Source organism: Streptomyces sp. NBC_00887 (assembly GCF_045207585.1).
This window is the reverse complement of sequence record NZ_CP108788.1, coordinates 1357559-1377304: the sequence shown is the minus strand read 5'-3', so window position 1 is coordinate 1377304 and position 19746 is coordinate 1357559. Positions and strand designations below refer to the sequence as shown.

Here is a 19746-nt window from a genome sequence, read left to right as displayed (position 1 = left end):
GATTCGGCCTGGGTTGCCCCGTACCGTATATGGGTTAGCTGTGGAATGAGGAGCGCCGGTAGGCTCTGATCTGCCGCATCCGTCTCCACAGCCCTCTCCCGTCGGACGAACACTAAGGACGATCGTGCTCATTGCCGGGTTCCCCGCCGGGGCCTGGGGGACCAATTGCTACCTGGTCGCCCCCGCCGCAGGCGAGGAGTGCGTGATCATCGACCCGGGCCACCAAGCGGCCCAGGGCGTCGAGGAAGCGCTCAAGAAGCATCGGCTCAAGCCCGTCGCCGTCGTGCTCACCCACGGCCACATCGACCATGTGGCCTCGGTCGTCCCCGTGTGCGGCGCCCATGACGTCCCCGCCTGGATCCACCCCGAGGACCGGTACATGATGAGCGATCCGGAGAAGGCGCTCGGCCGCTCCATCGGGATGCCGCTCATGGGTGAGCTGACCGTGGGCGAACCGGACGACGTCAAGGAGCTGACCGACGGCGCCCTGCTGAAGCTGGCGGGCCTGGAGTTCGGCGTCGCGCACGCGCCCGGCCATACCAAGGGGTCGGTGACGTTCAGGATGCCCGAGGCCGCGGATGTTCCGCAGGTTCTCTTCTCGGGCGACCTGCTCTTCGCCGGCTCCGTCGGACGCACCGACCTGCCCGGCGGCGACCACGCCGAGCTGCTCGAGTCGCTGGCCCGTGTGTGCCTGCCGCTCGACGACTCGACCGTGGTGCTGTCCGGCCACGGCCCCCAGACGACCATCGGCCGCGAGCGCGCCTCCAACCCGTATCTGCACGGCATGGACGCGCCCCGCCGAGGAATGTGACGAGAGAAATTCCTGTGAGTACCTTCCAGGCCCCCAAGGGCACGTACGACCTGATCCCGCCGGACTCCGCGAAGTACCTCGCGGTGCGCGCGGCGATCTCCGCACCCCTGAAGAACTCCGGCTACGGCTACATCGAGACGCCTGGATTCGAGGACGTCGCCCTGTTCGCGCGCGGGGTCGGTGAGTCCACCGACATCGTGTCCAAGGAGATGTACGCCTTCGAGACCAAGGGCGGCGACAAGCTCGCGCTGCGCCCCGAGGGCACCGCCTCCGTGCTGCGTGCCGCGCTGGAGGCCAACCTGCACAAGGCCGGCAACCTCCCCGTCAAGCTCTGGTATTCCGGCTCGTACTACCGCTACGAGCGCCCGCAGAAGGGCCGTTACAGGCACTTCTCGCAGGTCGGCGCGGAAGCCATCGGCACCGAGGACCCGGCGCTGGACGCCGAGCTGATCATCCTGGCCGACCAGGCGTACCGCTCGCTGGGCCTCGCGCAGTTCCGGATCCTGCTGAACTCGCTGGGCGACAAGGAGTGCCGTCCCGTCTACCGGGAGTCGCTCCAGACCTTCCTGCGCGACCTCGACCTGGATGAGGAGACCCGCCGGCGCATCGAGATCAACCCGCTCCGGGTCCTCGACGACAAGCGGCCCGACGTGCAGAAGCAGCTGACCGGCGCACCCAAGCTGCGCGACTACCTGTGCGACGCCTGCAAGGCGTACCACGAGGAGGTCCGCGATCTGCTGACGGCGGCCGGAGTCGTGTACGAGGACGACGAGAAACTGGTCCGAGGCCTCGACTACTACACGCGCACGACCTTCGAGTTCGTCCACGACGGTCTGGGCTCCCAGTCCGCGGTGGGCGGCGGCGGCCGCTACGACGGACTGTCCGAGATGATCGGCGGCCCCGCGCTGCCGTCCGTCGGCTGGGCGCTCGGCGTGGACCGTACGGTGCTCGCACTGGAGGCGGAGGGCATCGAGCTCGCCGTCCCCCCCACCACCAGCGTGTATGCGGTACCGCTCGGCGAGGAGGCCCGTCGGGTGCTCTTCGGCCTGGTCACCGAGTTGCGCCGGGCGGGTGTCGCCACCGACTTCGCGTTCGGCGGCCGGGGCCTGAAGGGTGCGATGAAGAGCGCGAACCGCTCCGGCGCCCGCTTGACGATCGTGGCCGGTGAGCGCGACCTCGCCGAGGGCACGGTCCAGCTCAAGGACATGGAGTCGGGCGAGCAGCAGGCGGTGGCGCTTCACGCGCTCGTGGCCGAGGTGCGGACCAGGCTGGCCTGATCGGCCGAGTTCGCCCGTGCCCGCCCGGTTCTCCCGGGCGGGCACAGGCGCGTTCGGCGCCGGCTGTGCCGCCGGACGGCGGGCAGGCCCAGGAGGGGTCCGCCGGGCTGTCTCCCGCACCGTCAACTCGGCGGGAGCCGATTCATCCTGCCGGACGTCGCCGATCCGGGAGCGCCGCCGGCGGCCGGCGGTGGCCGGATCGGCCCCGGGCACACGGACCGTCGCGGCCGCGGCGACCTCACAGGATCTCGACGCGGGTGCTCTTCCCCGCACCGTGCGGCCCGTGGGAGCCCGAGCACCTGTCCGGCACGGATCCGCAGGTGGACGCCGTCCGCGGCGGTCGGCCACCCCGTGTCGCCTGTGCAGCCCGCACACGTCGACCGCCCGATCCGTCATGCCGTGGAGGACCTCCCGCGGCCCCGCATTCCGGGCCCTGTCCGGGCACACCTTTATGTTCATCGAACGGTTGGCCGTGCCGGCTGTGCGGCACAATGACCAAGCCCGGCTGGCTACTCAGTGATGGAACGGCGATATGACGATGGCAGCGGTAGACCACCCCTCCTCCCGGCAGGACGAGGACGACGGCGCGAAGACCTTCGGCGGCAGTCGCGCGCTCGCGCTGCTGCTGGTGATCACCGGCGCGGCCGGGCTGCTCGCCGCCTGGGTGATCACGATCGACAAGTTCAAGCTGCTCGAGGACCCCAGCTTCACCCCGGGCTGCAGCCTGAACCCGGTCGTCGCCTGCGGCAACATCATGAAGAGCGAGCAGGCGGCGGCGTTCGGCTTCCCCAACCCGATGCTCGGAATCGCCACCTACTCGGTGGTCATCGGCATCGGCATGGCGCTCCTGGCCGGCGCGCGCTTCCGCAGCTGGTACTGGCTCGGCCTGAACGCGGGCACGCTGTTCGGCGTCGGATTCTGCACCTGGCTCCAGTACCAGTCGCTCTACAACATCAACTCGCTCTGCCTGTGGTGCTGCCTGGCCTGGGTCGCCACGATCTTCATGTTCTGCTACGTCACCACGCACAACATCAAGCACGGCATCCTGCCCGCCCCCGCCTGGCTGCGGAACACCCTCACCGAATTCCACTGGGTGCCGCCGGTGCTCTGGATCGGAATCATCGGCATGCTGATCCTGACCCGCTGGTGGGACTTCTGGACCAGCTGACGCAGCCGGCGGTCCTGTCAGTGGGGTGACATAGGCTTCGGAGCGTGGAGCCCGACCTCTTTACCGCAGCAGCCGAAGACCGCCAGGAGAAGGACCCGTCCAGCAGCCCCCTCGCTGTCCGGATGCGTCCTCGTACGCTCGACGAGGTCGTGGGCCAGCAGCATCTGCTCAAGCAGGGCTCGCCCCTGCGCCGGCTCGTCGGCGAAGGGAGCGGGGGACCGGCAGGCCCCTCCTCGGTGATCCTCTGGGGGCCGCCGGGCACCGGCAAGACGACCCTGGCGTACGTGGTCAGCAAGGCCACCAACAAGCGCTTCGTCGAGCTCTCCGCGATCACCGCGGGCGTCAAGGAGGTCCGGGCCGTCATCGAGGGCGCGCGCCGCGCCACCGGGGGCTTCGGCAAGGAGACGGTCCTCTTCCTCGACGAGATCCACCGCTTCTCCAAGGCGCAGCAGGACTCCCTGCTCCCCGCCGTGGAGAACCGCTGGGTGACCCTGATCGCCGCCACCACGGAGAATCCGTACTTCTCGATCATCTCCCCGCTGCTGTCGCGCTCCCTGCTGCTGACCCTGGAGCCCCTCACCGACGAGGATCTGCGCGCCCTCCTGCGCCGGGCCCTGTCCGATGAGCGGGGGCTGGGCGGAGCCGTCACCCTGACCGACGACGCGGAGGCGCATCTGCTGCGGATCGCGGGCGGTGACGCCCGGCGCGCCCTGACCGCTCTGGAGGCGGCGGCCGGAGCGGCCCTCGCCAAGCACGAGCCGGAGATCACGCTCACGACGCTCGAGGAGACCGTCGACCGGGCCGCCGTGAAGTACGACCGTGACGGCGACCAGCACTACGACGTGGCGAGTGCCCTGATCAAGTCCATCCGCGGCTCCGACGTGGATGCCGCCCTGCACTACCTCGCCCGGATGATCGAGGCGGGGGAGGACCCCCGGTTCATCGCCCGGAGGCTGATGATCTCCGCGAGTGAGGACATCGGGCTCGCCGATCCGACAGCGCTGCCCACCGCGGTGGCAGCGGCCCAGGCGGTAGCCATGATCGGCTTTCCGGAGGCTGCGCTCACCCTCAGCCACGCCACGATCGCGCTGGCGCTCGCCCCGAAGTCCAACGCGGCCACCCTGGCGATCTCGGCGGCGCAGGAGGATGTGCGCAGAGGCCTCGCAGGCCCGGTTCCCGCCCATCTGCGCGACGGTCACTACAAGGGTGCCGCCAAGCTGGGCCACGCCCAGGGCTATGTCTACCCCCACGACGTCCCCGGCGGGATCGCCGCACAGGAGTACGCCCCGGAGGCGGTCCGCGGCAAGCGCTACTACGAACCCACGCGCTACGGCGCGGAGGCGCGGTACGCGGACGTGGCGGACCGGGTCCGTGAGCGGCTCGGCCGCGGCGAACCGGGCACCGCGTCGTCCTGACCGTGAGCGGCCCGATGCGGTGACTCCGGGGCGGTTCAGCAGGAAGCCGCCTCGAAGAGCGTGTACATGGCGCGGCGCAGCTCGCTGACATCGCGGACGGGGTCCGGGAACTCGAATCGTGCGTCGAAGCAGTCCCCGCCGTCCTCGACGAACCGGACCCGGAGACCGAAGCGGTCGAGCGCGACCGGGACGGCGGCGGTCCGCCGAGCCGAGCGGGTGTCCGCGGTCCGTTCGCCGAGCAGCGTGGACAAGGTCTCCATCTGCTCGCCGTGGGCCGCGTGCAGATGCTGGAGCAGCTCGGCCTCGTGGCTGACGAGCGGATCGGCGTCCGCGTCGCGCAACGCCTCGGGCTCGATGTCCTCCGCGCCCCACAGGTCGTCGATGGCCGCCTCCCCGACCTCCAGCCTGAGCATCATCCGGCCGGGCTCGGCCAGGCCCGGTGGCCGGGTCAGCCAGCCGGCGATCCGGGCTCGGCCGCGGATCCGGTGCGGGACCGAGACCGGTGCGACGTCGGTGATCTCCAGTACGGCGGTGAGCTCGTCACCCTGGGCGTGTGTCGCGGCCCGCACGACCGGTGAGTCGGCTGGGAACCGGAGGAACAGATCCCCGTCGGGGCCGATGTACCTGGAGTCCGGTACCAGGAGGTCGGGAGGGATCACATCCAGCCCCGGTACGAGCAGTGCCGCGGAGCAGGTACTCTGTACGAGAGAACGTGTGCGCTCGGCTGCTGACGGCATCCGAGTGTTTTCAAGCCCGCTGGGACGCGGCTGACCACGATCAGATCGGCCTTCCGTCGTAGCAGCACCTTCTGGTGTGCTGCCGCTGTCTGTGCTGTCCGTGACGTGAGTGGTGTTCCCAGGGCGAGACATGCGATCTCCTTGAGTAAGGTAAGCCTTACCTAACTTAACCTACAACGGAGGTCTGGAGAACGTGCCTAACCAGTCGCGTCCCAAGGTCAAGAAGTCGCGTGCCCTCGGCATCGCCCTGACGCCGAAGGCTGTCAAGTACTTCGAAGCCCGCCCCTACCCGCCGGGCGAGCACGGCCGTGGCCGCAAGCAGAACTCGGACTACAAGGTCCGTCTGCTCGAGAAGCAGCGTCTCCGCGCGCAGTACGACATCAGCGAGCGCCAGATGGCGCGTGCCTACGACCGCGCCAAGAAGGCCGAAGGCAAGACGGGCGAGGCGCTGGTCGTCGAGCTCGAGCGCCGCCTCGACGCCCTGGTCCTGCGTTCGGGCATCGCCCGCACCATCTACCAGGCCCGCCAGATGGTCGTCCACGGCCACATCGAGGTCAACGGTGGCAAGGTCGACAAGCCGTCCTTCCGCGTGCGCCCCGACGACGTCGTGCAGGTCCGCGAGCGCAGCCGCGCCAAGGTCCCCTTCCAGGTGGCCCGCGAGGGTGGTTACGACACCGACGGTGAGACCCCGCGCTACCTCCAGGTGAACCTGAAGGCCCTGGCCTTCCGCCTGGACCGTGACCCGAACCGCAAGGAAATTCCGGTCATCTGCGACGAGCAGCTCGTCGTCGAGTACTACGCCCGCTGATCCAGGCGTAGCTACCTCACAGCTCGGGCCCGCCCCTCCCTGTTGTCCGGGAGGCGGCGGGCCTTCGCGTTTCCCCGGGCGCCGCCACACCGCGTGTCCCCTCCCCGCCCGGACGGACGTGGGCCACCTCGCCGAGCGCCCGCGCCACCGCGGCCGTCGTGTCCAGCCGGCTTCCCGTGCGCCGCTCCGCCTCGTACCGCACATCGCCGAGCACGTTGCGGGCCCGTGCCTCGCAGTCGGCGCGCGGCCTGCCGTAGTACGCCGAGCCGAACAGGGGAAGGCCCACCGAGGGCCAGACCCGGTCCGCGGCGCCCTGCAGGACGGCGGCCTCCGCGGCGTCGCCCTCGACGGCGGTCAGCAGGGCCATCAGCTCCAACGAGAGGACCGTGCCGAGCAGGTCGTGGAACGTGTGCGCGATGGACAGTGCTTCGCCGAGCATCTGCCGCGCCCGCGTCGTGCGCCCCCGCTGCAGAGCCGCATAGGCCAGTACGTACAGAGCGTAGGCAAGAGCCCAGCGCTCCCCGTGGTCCTCGCAGATCTCGCGGACCTCGTCACAGATCTCCGCCGCCCCGTCCAGGTCCCCGCCGAAGGCCACGGCCATCGCCAGCTCGATCTGGGCCATCAGTACATTGCTGTTGAGCTCACCGATCTCCCGGTAGCGCGCCAGGGCCTCGCGCAGCAGCTCCTCGGCGCGGACCAGATCGTCCGTGACGATCGCCAGGCAGCCGGTGCGGTGCACCGCGTAGGCCACCGCGGAGGCGTCCCCCGAGCGCTCGCCCTCCTCCCGGCACTCCTGCAGGGCCGAGACCGCGCCGATCGCGTCGCCCTGCAGCACCGCCACATAACCCAGCACCCACAGGGCCTTCAGCCGCGACGGATCGTAGGGCGACTCCTCCTCCAGGACGTGGTCCAGCCAGTGGCGCCCCTCCGAGAGCCGGCCGCAGCCCGCCCAGTAGAACCAGAGGGTGCCCGCCAGGTACTGGGCGAGGTGGACCTCGTCGGGGCTCTCCATCGAGCACTCCATCGCCCGGCGCAGATTGGGCAGCTCGCTGTCGATGCGGGCGGCCGCCGCGGCCTGCCGGGGGCTGAACCAGTCGAGCTCGCACCAGGTGGCGAGCCCCAGGAACCAGTCCCGGTGCCTGCGGCGCAGCCGTTCGGTGTCGCCGGTCGCGCCCAGCCACTCGGCGCCGTACTCCCGCACGGTGTCCAGCAGCCGGTACCGACTGCCCACCGGCGAGTCCTCCCGCAGTACGACGGACTGCGCGAGCAGCTCGTCCAGAACGTCGAGCACCGAGTCCACCGGCAGGTCGGGACCGCTGCAGATGTACTCGACGGCCTCCAGGTCGAACTGCCCGGCGAACACCGAAAGCCGCGCCCACAACAGGCGCTGTTCCGGGGCGCACAGTTCGTGGCTCCAGCCGATGGCCGTACGCAGGGTCTGATGGCGGGGCAACGCGCTCCGGCTGCCGCCGGTCAGCAGCCGGAAGCGGTCGTCCAGCCGCTGGAGGACCTGCTCCACGGACAGGGCCCGCAGCCGCCCGGCGGCCAGTTCGAGCGCGAGCGGGATTCCGTCGAGGCGCCGGCACAGCTCACGTGCGGACTCCTGGTTGTCGGCCGTCAGCCGGAACCCCGGCTGTACGGCCCGGGCCCGGTGGGTGAAGAGCTCCAGGGCGTCCTCGTCCGCCATCGGCGCCAGCGCGAAGGTGACCTCGCCGTCCACGCGCAGGGGACGGCGTCCGGCGGCGAGGATCTGCAGCCGCGGTGCCCTGCGCAGCAGTTCGCCCACCAGCTCGGCACATGAATCGATGAGATGTTCGAAGCCGTCGATCACGAGCAGAAGTTGACGCTCGGCGCAGTGCTCCACCAGCGTGGTGCGTGGCGGCCTCTTGGTGTGATCGGTGAGGCCCAGGGCGTCGACCAACGCGTGCTCGAGCAGCGCCGGATCGTGGATGGCCGACAGCTCGGCGATCCACACCCCGTCGCAGTACCGTTTCTCCGTGAGTGCCGCGATCCGGACGGCACAACGGGTCTTGCCGACCCCGGCCACCCCGGCGACCGTGACCAGCCTGGACTCGTCCAGCAGCAGCCCCAGCCGGGCCAGCTCGTCCTCGCGTCCCACGAATGTGTTCAGTTCGGCAGGGAGGTTTCCGTGGACGGCGGCGGGCGAGGGTTCGGCGTCGTCGGGTGCGGGGGAGGGGCGCTGAGGGCGTCGCATGAAACACGCAGAGTACTGGCACATAAGCTCTCCGTACAATCTCCCCGCCTCCGCGCTCGCCCCGCCCGCCCGTAATGCGGTACAGGGCCTGACGCCCGGCGCGATAGGGTCGAGGGACGAGGACCGGCTGTGGTGGCAGCACACACCGGCCGACCCGAGACAGGCAGAGACAAGCCCCGGCCGGGGCAATCGACGAGCAGGGAGCGGTGCACTGTGTCCGGTGGAGAGGTGGCCGGGATCCTGGTGGCCGTCTTCTGGGCGATCCTGGTTTCGTTCCTCGCCGTGGTGCTGGTGAGGCTGGCCCAGACGCTCAGGGCGACCACCGAGCTGGTGGCGGACGTGACCGAGCAGGCGGTTCCGCTGCTCGCCGACGCCTCCGCGACCCTGCGCTCCGCGCAGACCCAGCTCGACAAGGTCGACGCCATCGCGAGCGACGTGCAGGAGGTCACCTCCAACGCCTCCGCGCTCTCCACCACCGTCGCTTCGACGTTCGGCGGGCCGCTCGTGAAGGTCGCCGCGTTCGGCTACGGGGTACGCCAGGCGCTCGGCCGCCGGACCGCTCCGGAACCGGAGCCGGCCCCCCGGACCTCCCGCCGCACCGTGATCGTCGGCCGTACCGTGCCGTCCGCCCGCAGCAGGAAGCGGAGCGGCCGCAGCTCCCGTGGACAGAAGGACTGACGCAGCGATGTTCCGCCGTACGTTCTGGTTCACCGCCGGCGCAGCCGCCGGCGTCTGGGCCACCACCAAGGTCAACCGCAAGATCAGGCAGCTGACTCCCGAGAGCCTCGCGGCCCAGGCCGCGAACAAGGCGATCGAGGCGGGTCACAGGCTGAAGGACTTCGCTCTCGACGTGCGCGAGGGCATGGTCCGGCGCGAGGCCGAACTGGGCGGGGCGCTGGGCCTCGACGCACCTGTCGACCCCGAACTCCCGGTACGCGCCCATTACGCAGTCGAAGCGGCCGACCCGGGCCGCGACGCCACCCACCGCAAGCTCCCCTACAACTCGAACAACCGGAATGAGGACCACTAATGGAGTCGGCTGAAATTCGCCGCCGCTGGCTGAGCTTCTTCGAGGAGCGCGGTCACACCGTCGTGCCTTCGGCGTCGCTCATCGCGGACGACCCGACTCTGCTGCTGGTCCCCGCGGGCATGGTCCCCTTCAAGCCGTACTTCCTCGGCGAGGTCAAGCCGCCCGCCCCGCGCGTCACCAGCGTCCAGAAGTGCGTCCGTACGCCGGACATCGAAGAGGTCGGCAAGACCACCCGGCACGGCACGTTCTTCCAGATGTGCGGCAACTTCTCCTTCGGGGACTACTTCAAGGAAGGGGCCATCCAGTACGCCTGGGAGGCCCTGACCAACTCCGTCGAGGACGGCGGCTTCGGCCTCGACCCCGAGCGTCTGTGGATCACCGTCTACCTGGACGACGACGAGGCCGAGCAGATCTGGCGCGAGAAGATCGGCGTTCCGGCCGAGCGCATCCAGCGCCTGGGCAAGAAGGACAACTTCTGGTCCATGGGCGTCCCCGGTCCCTGCGGCCCGTGCTCCGAGATCAACTACGACCGCGGCCCGGAGTTCGGCGTCGAGGGCGGCCCCGCCGTCAACGACGAGCGCTACGTGGAGATCTGGAACCTGGTCTTCATGCAGTACGAGCGGGGTGCCGGCGACGGCAAGGAGGACTTCCCGATCCTCGGCGACCTGCCGTCGCAGAACATCGACACCGGTCTCGGCCTCGAGCGCCTCGCCATGATCCTTCAGGGCGTACAGAACATGTACGAGACCGACACCCTGCGCGTCGTCATGGACAAGGCCACCGAGCTCACCGGCGTGCGCTACGGAGCCGAGCAGGGCTCGGACGTCTCCCTGCGCGTCGTCGCCGACCACATCCGCACGTCGGTGATGCTCATCGGCGACGGCGTCACTCCCGGCAACGAGGGCCGCGGCTACGTGCTGCGCCGCATCATGCGCCGCGCCATCCGCAACATGCGGCTCATGGGCGCCACCGGACCGGTCGCCCGCGACCTGGTCGACGTCGTGATCGACACGATGGGCGAGCAGTACCCGGAGCTCATCACCGACCGCAAGCGCATCGAGACCGTCGCCCTGTCCGAGGAAGCCGCCTTCCTCAAGGCCCTCAAGGGCGGCACGAACATCCTCGAGACCGCCGTCACGGAGACCAAGGCCGCCGGCGGCCAGGTCCTCGCCGGCGACAAGGCGTTCCTGCTCCACGACACCTGGGGCTTCCCGATCGACCTCACGCTGGAGATGGCCGCAGAACAGGGCCTCTCCGTCGACGAGGAGGGCTTCCGCCGCCTGATGCAGGAGCAGCGGGACAAGGCCAAGGCCGACGCCCGCGCCAAGAAGACCGGTCACGCCGACCTGTCCGCCTACCGCGAGGTCGCCGACAGGTCCGGCGCCACCGAGTTCACCGGCTACACCTCCATCGAGGGCGAGTCGACGATCGTCGGTCTCCTCGTCGACGGTGTCCCCTCGCCGGCCGCCACCGAGGGCGACGAGGTCGAGGTCGTCCTGGACCGCACCCCGTTCTACGCCGAGGGCGGCGGCCAGATCGCCGACCAGGGACGGATCCGGCTCGACACCGGCGCCGTCATCGAGGTCCGCGACGTACAGAAGCCGGTCCCCGGCGTCCACGTGCACAAGGGCGTCGTCCAGGTCGGTGAGGTGACGGTCGGTGCCTCCGTGTACGCCGCCATCGACAACACGCGCCGCCGCGCCATCGCCCGCGCCCACAGCGCCACGCACCTCACGCACCAGGCGCTGCGCGACGCCCTCGGCCCGACGGCCGCCCAGGCCGGTTCGGAGAACTCGCCCGGCCGCTTCCGCTTCGACTTCGGCTCGCCCGCCGCCGTACCCGGCACGGTCCTCACCGACGTCGAGCAGAGGATCAACGAGGTCCTCTCACGGGAGCTCGACGTCCAGGCCGACGTCATGTCGATCGACGAGGCCAAGAAGCAGGGCGCCATCGCCGAGTTCGGCGAGAAGTACGGCGAGCGGGTCCGGGTCGTCACCATCGGCGACTTCTCCAAGGAGCTGTGCGGCGGCACGCACGTCCACAACACCTCCCAGCTGGGCCTGGTGAAGCTCCTCGGCGAGTCGTCGATCGGTTCCGGTGTGCGCCGTATCGAGGCCCTGGTCGGTGTCGACGCGTACAACTTCCTCGCCAAGGAGCACACGGTCGTCGCCCAGCTCCAGGAACTGGTCAAGGGCCGGTCCGAGGAGCTCCCGGAGAAGATCGCCGGCATGCTCGGCAAGCTGAAGGACGCCGAGAAGGAGATCGAGAAGTTCCGCGCGGAGAAGGTCCTGGCGGCCGCCGCCGGGCTGGTCGACTCGGCCAAGGACGTCCGGGGCGTCGCCCTGGTCACCGGACAGGTCCCGGACGGCACCTCGGCCGACGACCTGCGCAAGCTCGTCCTGGACGTGCGTGGACGCATCCAGGGCGGCCGGCCGGCCGTCGTGGCCCTGTTCGCCACGGCCAACGGACGCCCGCTGACCGTGATCGCCACCAACGAGGCCGCACGCGAACGCGGCCTCAAGGCCGGTGACCTGGTCCGTACCGCCGCCAAGACCCTCGGTGGCGGTGGCGGCGGCAAGCCGGACGTCGCGCAGGGCGGCGGCCAGAACCCGGACGCCATCGGTGACGCCGTCGCCGCTGTCGAACGCCTCGTCACCGAGACGGCGTGACACCGGAGATGACGCAGATGCGCCGTGGACGTCGACTCGCCATCGACGTCGGTGACGCCCGTATCGGGGTCGCCTCGTGCGACCCCGACGGGATCCTCGCCACGCCGGTGGAGACCGTGCCGGGACGCGACGTCCCGGCCGCCCACCGGCGGCTCGGCCAGATCGTCGAGGAGTACGAGCCGATCGAGGTCATCGTCGGTCTGCCCCGCTCACTGGGCGGTGGCGAAGGTCCCGCCGCGGCGAAGGTCCGGGCCTTCGCCCAGGTGTTCGCCCGCTCGGTCGCACCCATTCCGGTGCGATTGGTGGACGAGAGGATGACCACAGTGACGGCCACTCAGGGGCTCCGTGCTTCGGGCGTGAAGTCCAAGAAGGGCCGGTCTGTCATCGACCAGGCTGCCGCTGTGGTGATCCTTCAGAACGCTCTGGAGTCCGAACGGGCCTCGGGGCAGGCTCCCGGCGAGGGCGTCGAAGTGGTTGTCTGATCGCGATACGGTAACGTTCCGCGCGATGCGTCGGTGTTCGAACAAACACCGCACAGCGAAGCGAAGAGACGGAACGTCGTCTCGCGGCTCAAGGGGATCGATGACTGAGTATGGCCGGGGCCCCGGCTCCGAACCGTGGCACCCCGAGGACCCCTTGTACGGGGACCAGGGGTGGGAAGGCGGCCGACAGGCTGCCCACGGCCAGGGCCAGTACGACAGCCAGCAGCAGCCCTATGCGCAGGACCCGTATGCCCAGCAGCAGCCCCAGCAGGGCTACCCGCAGGACCCTTATACCCAGCAGCAGGCCCCGTACGCGCACCAGCAGGACCCGTATGCCCAGCAGCACCCCCAGCAGGGCTACCCGCAGGACCCGTACGCCCAGCAGCAGCCCCAGCAGCCCCAGCAGCCCCAGCAGCCCCAGTACAACGGCGGCTGGGACACGGGCCAGCACGCCGCGATGCCGTACGAGCCGCAGCCCCAGCCGCCGTACGGCAACGCCCCGGGCGGCTACGGCGAGCAGGCCGACTACTACGGCACGGCCGAGGCCTACCCCCCGCCGCAGCCCCCGGGCCGCCGCGAGCAGGCGCCCGAGCCTCAGCAGCCTCAGCGGCAGAACCCGGACTGGGATCCGGATGAGCCTCAGGAGGAGACGCATCCTTTCTTCACGGGTGCGGACGAGCCCGACGAGGGCCGCGATTCCCGGAACCCCCGCGACTCCCGGGACGGTGACGACTACGACGACGAGCCGCGCGAGCCCCGCCGGGGCAAAGGCAAGAAGAAGAGCCGCAGCGGCTGCGCCTGCCTGGTCGTCTCCCTGATCCTCGTGGGCGGCCTCGGCGGAGCCACCTACTTCGGCTACTCGTACTACAAGAGTCAGTTCGGCGAGGCCCCCGATTTCGCGGGCAGCGGTTCGGGCGAGGTCGAGGTGGAGATCCCGGAAGGCGCTCTCGGGGCGGAGATCGCGAACATTCTGAAGAAGGCGGGCGTCGTGAAGTCGGCCGACGCCTTCATTTCGGCCCAGAACGGGAATCCCAAGGGGAAGTCCATTCAGGCCGGTGTTTATCTCCTGAAGAAGGAGATGTCCGGGGACAGTGCAGTGGATCTCATGCTGTCCCCGACGAGCAAGAATGCTCTGGTGATTCCGGAGGGATGGCGGAACGCTGCCATCTACCAGTTGATCGACACGAAGCTGAAGATCAAGGCGGGCACGACGGCGGGCGTCGCCAAGACCAAGGCGGGAAGCTTCGGACTGCCCGACTGGGTGGAGGACGGCCCGGTCCTCAAGGATCCGCTGGAAGGATTCCTCTACCCGGCCGCCTATCCGGTCTCCCAGGGGACGAAGCCTGAGGTCGTCCTGAAGAAGATGGTCGATCGGGCGAACGCGGAATACAAGAAGCTCGACCTCGAAGCGGCGGCCAAGAAGTACAACCTGGACGGCCCGTGGCAGGTGCTCACGGTGGCCAGCCTCGTCCAGGCGGAGGGCCTCACGCACGATGACTTCCGCAAGATGGCGGAGGTTGTCTACAACCGCCTGAAGCCGGACAACACGATCACGAATCGGAAGCTCGAGTTCGACTCCGCGTTCAATTACCTGAAGAAGCAGAGCAAGATCAAGATCGATCTCGGTGAGATCCGGAGCAACGACGATCCGTACAACACCTATTTCCACGCCGGCCTGACCCCCGGACCGATCAGCAATCCGGGCGAGGAAGCGATCAGGGCCACGCTCAATCCGACGGCCGACGGCTGGATGTTCTTCATTTCGCTCGACGGCAAGAAGACCGACTTCACCAAGACGGTTGCTGAGCACGAAAAGCTCAATGACAAGTTCAAGGAACAGCATGGCCTCGACTGACGGACGCCGCCGCGCGGCCGTCCTCGGCTCGCCGATCGCCCATTCGCTCTCCCCGGCCCTGCACCGGGCCGCGTACGCGGAACTCGGCCTCGATACATGGTCGTACGACCGCTTCGACGTGGACGAGGCCGGGCTTGCGGGCTTCGTCGAGGGCCTGGACTCCTCCTGGGCCGGACTTTCCCTGACGATGCCGCTCAAGCGGGCGATCATTCCGCTGCTCGACGAGATCAGTGAGACCGCAGCCTCGGTCGAGGCGGTCAACACCGTCGTGTTCACCGAGGACGGCCGTCGGGTCGGCGACAACACCGACATCCCCGGAATGATCGCTGCACTGCACGAACGCGGAGTCGAGAAGGTGGAGTCCGCCGCCGTACTCGGCGCCGGAGCGACCGCGTCCTCGGCCGTCGCCGCACTCGCCGCGATCTGTACCGGACCGGTCACCGTCTACGTCCGCAGCAGGGAACGCGGAGACGAGATGCGCGGCTGGGGCGACCGCCTCGGCGTCGATGTCCGGGTCGCCGACTGGGCGTCGGCGGAGCAGGCGCTGCGGGCCCCGCTGGTGATCGCCACCACCCCCGCCGGCACCACGGACGCTCTGGCGGACGCGGTACCGGCTGCCCCGGGCACCCTGTTCGACGTGCTCTACGAGCCGTGGCCGACCGCGCTCGCCGCCCGCTGGTCAGCAGCGGAAGGGACCGTGGTCGCGGGTCTCGATCTTCTCGTCCATCAGGCCGTCCTCCAGGTGGAGCAGATGACCGGACGAAGCCCCGGCCCGCTGGCCGCGATGCGCGCGGCGGGCGAGGAAGCCCTCGCGGCGCGCGAGCACTGACGCCGCGCGAAGCGACGTGCACGTCGGGACCCTTCGTCCCGCGCGCGGGACCGCGTCGGGCGCCGGAACGGTCCGTCTGCTGGACCGGCGGGTGGTTCGCGCCCCCGGGCGTGGGAGGATCGGGGTGGCGGGCCAGGGCCGCGCACCCGGTCGCGCCGTTGCAGTTTTCAGGCGCGAGCATGAGGAGCACCGTTGAGCAGGTTGCGCTGGCTGACCGCGGGAGAGTCGCACGGCCCCGCACTGGTGGCGACGCTGGAGGGTCTTCCCGCCGGCATCCCGGTCACCACGGAGATGGTGGCGGACGCGCTCGCCCGGCGACGGCTCGGTTACGGGCGCGGCGCTCGGATGAAGTTCGAGAAGGACGAGGTCACCTTCCTCGGCGGCGTCCGGCACGGTCTGACCATGGGTTCGCCCGTCGCCGTGATGGTGGGCAACACCGAGTGGCCCAAGTGGGAGCAGGTCATGTCGGCCGACCCGGTCGACCCCGACGTACTGGCCGCGCAGGCCCGTAACGCCCCGCTGACCCGGCCCCGGCCCGGTCACGCCGACCTCGCCGGGATGCAGAAGTACGGCTTCGACGAGGCCCGGCCGATCCTGGAGCGCGCCAGCGCCCGGGAGACCGCGGCCCGTGTCGCCCTCGGCGCCGTCGCCCGCTCCTACCTCAAGGAGACCGCGGGCATCGAGATCGTCTCCCACGTCGTCGAGCTGGCCGCGGCCAAGGCGCCCTACGGCGTCTGCCCCAAGCCGTCCGATGTCGAGCGGCTCGACGCCGACCCCGTGCGCTGCCTGGACGCCGACGCGTCGAAGGCGATGGTCGCGGAGATCGACCAGGCCCACAAGGACGGCGACACCCTCGGCGGAGTCGTCGAGGTGCTCGCGTACGGCGTGCCCGTCGGTCTCGGTTCGCACGTGCACTGGGACCGTCGGCTCGACGCCCGGCTCGCCGCCGCTCTGATGGGCATCCAGGCCATCAAGGGCGTCGAGGTCGGCGACGGCTTCGACCTGGCCCGGGTACCGGGCTCCAAGGCGCACGACGAGATCGTGGCCACCGCGGACGGGATCAGGCGCACCTCCGGCCGTTCCGGCGGCACCGAGGGCGGCCTGACCACGGGTGAGCTGCTGCGGGTCCGGGCCGCGATGAAGCCGATCGCCACGGTGCCCCGCGCGCTCGCCACCATCGACGTCGTCACCGGTGAGGCGGCCCAGGCCCACCACCAGCGCTCCGACGTCTGTGCCGTCCCGGCCGCCGGGATCGTCGCCGAGGCGATGGTCGCACTGGTCCTGGCCGACGCGGTCGCGGAGAAGTTCGGCGGCGACAGCGTCGCGGAGACCCACCGCAACGTGCAGTCGTACCTCTCCCACATGCAGATCCGGTGAGCGGCCCGCTGATCGTCCTCGTCGGCCCCATGGGGGTCGGCAAGTCCACGGTGGGCGAGCTGCTCGCCGAGCGCCTCGGCACGACCTACCGGGACACCGACGCGGATGTCGTGGCCACGGCGGGCAAGGCGATCTCCGAGATCTTCTTCGACGAGGGCGAGGAGCACTTCCGGGCGCTGGAACGGCAGGCGGTGCGGGACGCCATGGCCCAGCACCGGGGCGTCCTCTCCCTCGGCGGCGGAACGGTGCTCGACGGGACGACGCGTGAGCTGCTCGCAGGCCACCCCGTCGTCTACCTGTCGATGGACGTGGACGAGGCCGTCAAACGGGTCGGGCTGAACACCGCCCGGCCCCTGCTCGCCGTCAACCCGCGACGGCAGTGGCGCGAGCTGATGGAGGCCAGGCGCCATCTCTACGAAGAGGTGGCCCGCTCCGTCGTCGCCACTGATGAACGCACCCCCGAAGAGGTCGCCCAGGCGGTCCTCGACGCACTGGAACTGCCGGAGCGCACGGGCGAGTCCCCGCTGTCCGGCCGGGAGAACACACGTATGACCGAGCAGGGCACCACGCGCATCCAGATCGCCGGCACGGCGGGTACCGACCCGTACGAGGTGCTCGTCGGCCGCCAGCTCCTCGGCGAGCTGGCGAACCTCATCGGCGACCGCGCCAGGAGGGTCGCCGTCCTGCACCCCGAAGCGCTCGCCGAGACCGGTGAGGCGGTCCGCCAGGACCTGGCCGACCAGGGCTACGAGGCCATCGCGATCCAGCTGCCGAACGCCGAGGAGGCCAAGACCGTCGAGGTCGCGGCCTACTGCTGGAAGGCGCTCGGCCAGACCGGCTTCACCCGCACGGACGTCATCGTCGGTGTCGGCGGTGGCGCCACCACCGACGTGGCGGGCTTCGTCGCCGCCACCTGGCTGCGCGGGGTCCGCTGGATCGCCGTGCCGACGACGGTGCTCGCGATGGTCGACGCGGCCGTCGGCGGCAAGACCGGTATCAACACCGCCGAGGGCAAGAACCTCGTCGGCGCCTTCCACCCGCCCGCCGGAGTGCTCTGCGACCTCGCCGCGCTCGACTCGCTGCCGGTCAACGACTACGTCTCCGGCATGGCCGAGATCATCAAGGCCGGCTTCATCGCCGACCCGGTCATCCTCGACCTCGTCGAGGCCGACCCGCAGGGCGCCCGCACGCCCGCCGGACCGCACACCGCCGAGCTGATCGAGCGTTCCATCCGGGTCAAGGCCGAGGTCGTCTCCAGCGACCTCAAGGAGTCCGGACTCCGGGAAATCCTCAACTACGGGCACACCCTGGCCCACGCCATCGAGAAGAACGAGCGCTACAAGTGGCGCCACGGCGCCGCCGTCTCGATCGGCATGGTCTTCGCCGCCGAACTGGGCCGGCTCGCCGGACGCCTCGACGACGCCACCGCCGACCGGCACCGCGCCGTCCTGGAGTCCGTCGGACTGCCGCTCACCTACCGCGGCGACCAGTGGCCCAAGCTCCTGGAGAACATGAAGGTCGACAAGAAGTCGCGCGGCGATCTGCTGCGCTTCATCGTCCTGGACGGCATCGGGAAGCCCACCGTGCTCGAGGGACCCGACCCGGCGGTCCTCCTCGCCGCCTACGGGGAGGTCTCCGCATGACCACCCGCAGGGTCCTCGTGCTCAACGGCCCGAATCTCGGACGGCTCGGCTCCCGCGAGCCCGACGTGTACGGGGCGACGTCGTACGCGGGTCTGGTCGACACCTGCCGTACCGTCGGCAAGGAGCTCGGCTTCGACGTCGACGTCCGCGAGACCAATGACGAGGGCGAACTGATCCGCTGGCTCCACGAGGCAGCCGACGGATCGATTCCGGTCGTTCTCAACCCGGGCGCTTTCACCCACTACTCGTACGGCATGCGCGACGCGGCCGCTCAGCGCACCGCTCCGCTGATCGAGGTGCACATCTCGAATCCGTACGCACGGGAGGAATTCCGCCACACCTCGGTGGTCGCCCCGGTGGCCACCGGCACCGTGGCCGGATTCGGTATCGGCTCCTACCGACTCGCCCTGCGCGCCCTGTCCGACGAGTTGACGGCCTGACGGACTGTCAACGGGCACTTCGTGCCTCCCTGGGCCGTTCACTCGGTGGCGGCCCAGGAAGGTACGGTTGCCGTCGACCAGCGCCAGTTGCCTGCACGAGACGGAGTGGCACCGGATGCAGCACGCAGTGGGGGCCCCGCTGCCGCCGCCCCACGGTCCCGGAAACGGGCCGTGGACGCAGGAGGCCCAGCACCCCGGTCCGCCGGGGCCGCCGCCGATACCTCCCGCCCCCCAGGGGCAGGGCTGGACCGGCCCCGCACCCCAGCACGCCCCTTCCCCTCCCTCGCGGGAGACCACCGGGCACATCCAGCTCCCACCGGGCGGGCCCGTTCCGCTGCCCGCGCCGCCCGCCGAGGCGGGCACCGGCACCGCGACCCTGGCCGTGCTGCTGATCGGCCCGGCGGGGGCCGGCAAGACGACGGTCGCCAAGCTCTGGGCGGGCCGCCGACGCGTCCCGACCGCGCATGTCTCCCTCGACGACGTCCGCGAATGGGTCTGCTCGGGTTTCGCCGACCCGCAGGCCGGTTGGAACGACCACTCCGAGGCGCAGTACCGGCTGGCACGCCGCACCTGCGGCTTCGCCGCCCGTAACTTCCTGGCCAACGGCATCTCGTGCATCCTCGACGACGCGGTCTTCCCTGACCGGCCCGTCGTCGGCCTGGGGGGCTGGAAGCGCCATGTCGGCCCCGGCCTGCTGCCCGTCGTCCTCCTGCCCGGCCTGGAGGTCGTCCTGGAGCGCAACGCGGCCCGCAGCGGCAACCGGCGCCTGTCCGACGAGGAAGTCGCCCGGATCCACGGCCGGATGGCCGGCTGGTACGGCTCCGGCCTGCCGATCATCGACAACTCCACGTACGACGTCGAGACCACCGCCAGGGTCCTGGACGACGTGCTCGCCCGCTCCATAGCCAGCCCGCCCACCTGGTAGCCGCGGGTGCCGCGCCCCGGTCGGATGCGCTGACCGGGCGGCCCGCCGCCCGCGCTCGTAGGCTC

General features: G+C 70.3%; 17 protein-coding genes. 15 read left to right on the top strand and 2 right to left on the bottom strand.

Translation table 11 applies throughout. From position 1 onward, the window contains the following. The first annotated feature begins 124 nt into the window (after positions 1-124). The 4 genes from OG844_RS06195 (at position 125) to OG844_RS06180 (ending at position 4671) form a co-directional block, all read left to right on the top strand. Positions 125-811, top strand: coding sequence for an MBL fold metallo-hydrolase (locus OG844_RS06195; protein WP_329212919.1), 687 nt, complete (start codon positions 125-127; stop codon positions 809-811). Positions 812-825: 14 nt separating this feature from the next. After that, positions 826-2088, top strand: coding sequence for a histidine--tRNA ligase (gene hisS / locus OG844_RS06190; RefSeq protein ID WP_406388644.1), 1263 nt, complete (start codon positions 826-828; stop codon positions 2086-2088). 532 nt (positions 2089-2620) lie between these two features. After that, positions 2621-3256 carry a vitamin K epoxide reductase family protein gene (locus OG844_RS06185; protein ID WP_406388642.1) on the top strand — a complete coding sequence of 212 codons (636 nt, stop codon included), beginning with the start codon at positions 2621-2623 and terminating at the stop codon, positions 3254-3256. A gap of 44 nt (positions 3257-3300) precedes the next feature. Then, on the top strand, positions 3301-4671 hold the full coding sequence (locus OG844_RS06180; RefSeq protein WP_406388640.1) for a replication-associated recombination protein A: 1371 nt from the start codon (positions 3301-3303) through the stop codon (positions 4669-4671). A gap of 35 nt (positions 4672-4706) precedes the next feature. On the opposite strand, the gene OG844_RS06175 is transcribed toward OG844_RS06180, so the two are convergent. Next, positions 4707-5408 carry a DUF2470 domain-containing protein gene (locus OG844_RS06175; RefSeq protein ID WP_406388638.1) on the bottom strand — a complete coding sequence of 234 codons (702 nt, stop codon included), beginning with the start codon at positions 5406-5408 and terminating at the stop codon, positions 4707-4709. Between the two features lie 193 nt (positions 5409-5601). Between OG844_RS06175 and rpsD the strand changes: the two genes are divergently transcribed. Next, the gene (gene rpsD, locus OG844_RS06170; RefSeq protein ID WP_073729460.1) at positions 5602-6216 is read left to right on the top strand and encodes a 30S ribosomal protein S4; all 615 of its coding nucleotides are present in this window, start codon (positions 5602-5604) and stop codon (positions 6214-6216) included. 16 nt (positions 6217-6232) lie between these two features. On the opposite strand, the gene OG844_RS06165 is transcribed toward rpsD, so the two are convergent. Then, positions 6233-8431, bottom strand: coding sequence for an ATP-binding protein (locus OG844_RS06165; RefSeq protein ID WP_406388636.1), 2199 nt, complete (start codon positions 8429-8431; stop codon positions 6233-6235). 228 nt (positions 8432-8659) lie between these two features. On the opposite strand from OG844_RS06165, the gene OG844_RS06160 reads away from it, so the two are divergent. The 10 genes from OG844_RS06160 to OG844_RS06115 all read left to right on the top strand — a co-directional run bounded on the left by OG844_RS06160 (position 8660) and on the right by OG844_RS06115 (position 19681). Beyond that, on the top strand, positions 8660-9109 hold the full coding sequence (locus OG844_RS06160; RefSeq protein ID WP_406396016.1) for a DUF948 domain-containing protein: 450 nt from the start codon (positions 8660-8662) through the stop codon (positions 9107-9109). Positions 9110-9116: 7 nt separating this feature from the next. Next, entirely contained in the window at positions 9117-9461 is a 345-nt protein-coding gene (locus OG844_RS06155; RefSeq protein WP_406388634.1) for a DUF6167 family protein, read from the top strand. Continuing rightward, entirely contained in the window at positions 9461-12130 is a 2670-nt protein-coding gene (gene alaS / locus OG844_RS06150; protein WP_406388632.1) for an alanine--tRNA ligase, read from the top strand. The genes OG844_RS06155 and alaS overlap by 1 nt, the downstream gene beginning before the upstream one ends. 8 nt (positions 12131-12138) lie before the next feature. Further along, a complete protein-coding gene (gene ruvX, locus OG844_RS06145; protein ID WP_356416382.1) occupies positions 12139-12612 on the top strand; it encodes a Holliday junction resolvase RuvX in 474 nt (157 codons plus the stop codon). Positions 12613-12712: 100 nt separating this feature from the next. Beyond that, positions 12713-14467, top strand: coding sequence for an endolytic transglycosylase MltG (mltG, locus tag OG844_RS06140; RefSeq protein ID WP_406388630.1), 1755 nt, complete (start codon positions 12713-12715; stop codon positions 14465-14467). Then, positions 14454-15296: a shikimate dehydrogenase gene (locus OG844_RS06135; RefSeq protein WP_406388629.1), complete on the top strand. Its 843-nt coding sequence runs from the start codon at positions 14454-14456 to the stop codon at positions 15294-15296. Before mltG ends, OG844_RS06135 begins: the two co-directional genes overlap by 14 nt. Before the next feature lie 192 nt (positions 15297-15488). After that, positions 15489-16673, top strand: coding sequence for a chorismate synthase (aroC, locus tag OG844_RS06130; protein WP_406388627.1), 1185 nt, complete (start codon positions 15489-15491; stop codon positions 16671-16673). Next, on the top strand, positions 16670-18316 hold the full coding sequence (gene aroB, locus OG844_RS06125) for a 3-dehydroquinate synthase (protein ID WP_406388626.1): 1647 nt from the start codon (positions 16670-16672) through the stop codon (positions 18314-18316). The genes aroC and aroB overlap by 4 nt, the downstream gene beginning before the upstream one ends. Continuing rightward, positions 18313-18756, top strand: a complete 444-nt coding sequence (aroQ, locus tag OG844_RS06120; RefSeq protein WP_351172557.1) for a type II 3-dehydroquinate dehydratase — start codon at positions 18313-18315, stop codon at positions 18754-18756. The genes aroB and aroQ overlap by 4 nt, the downstream gene beginning before the upstream one ends. A 115-nt stretch (positions 18757-18871) precedes the next feature. Then, positions 18872-19681, top strand: coding sequence for a Pro-rich N-terminal domain-containing protein (locus OG844_RS06115; protein ID WP_406388625.1), 810 nt, complete (start codon positions 18872-18874; stop codon positions 19679-19681). Positions 19682-19746: the final 65 nt, after the last annotated feature.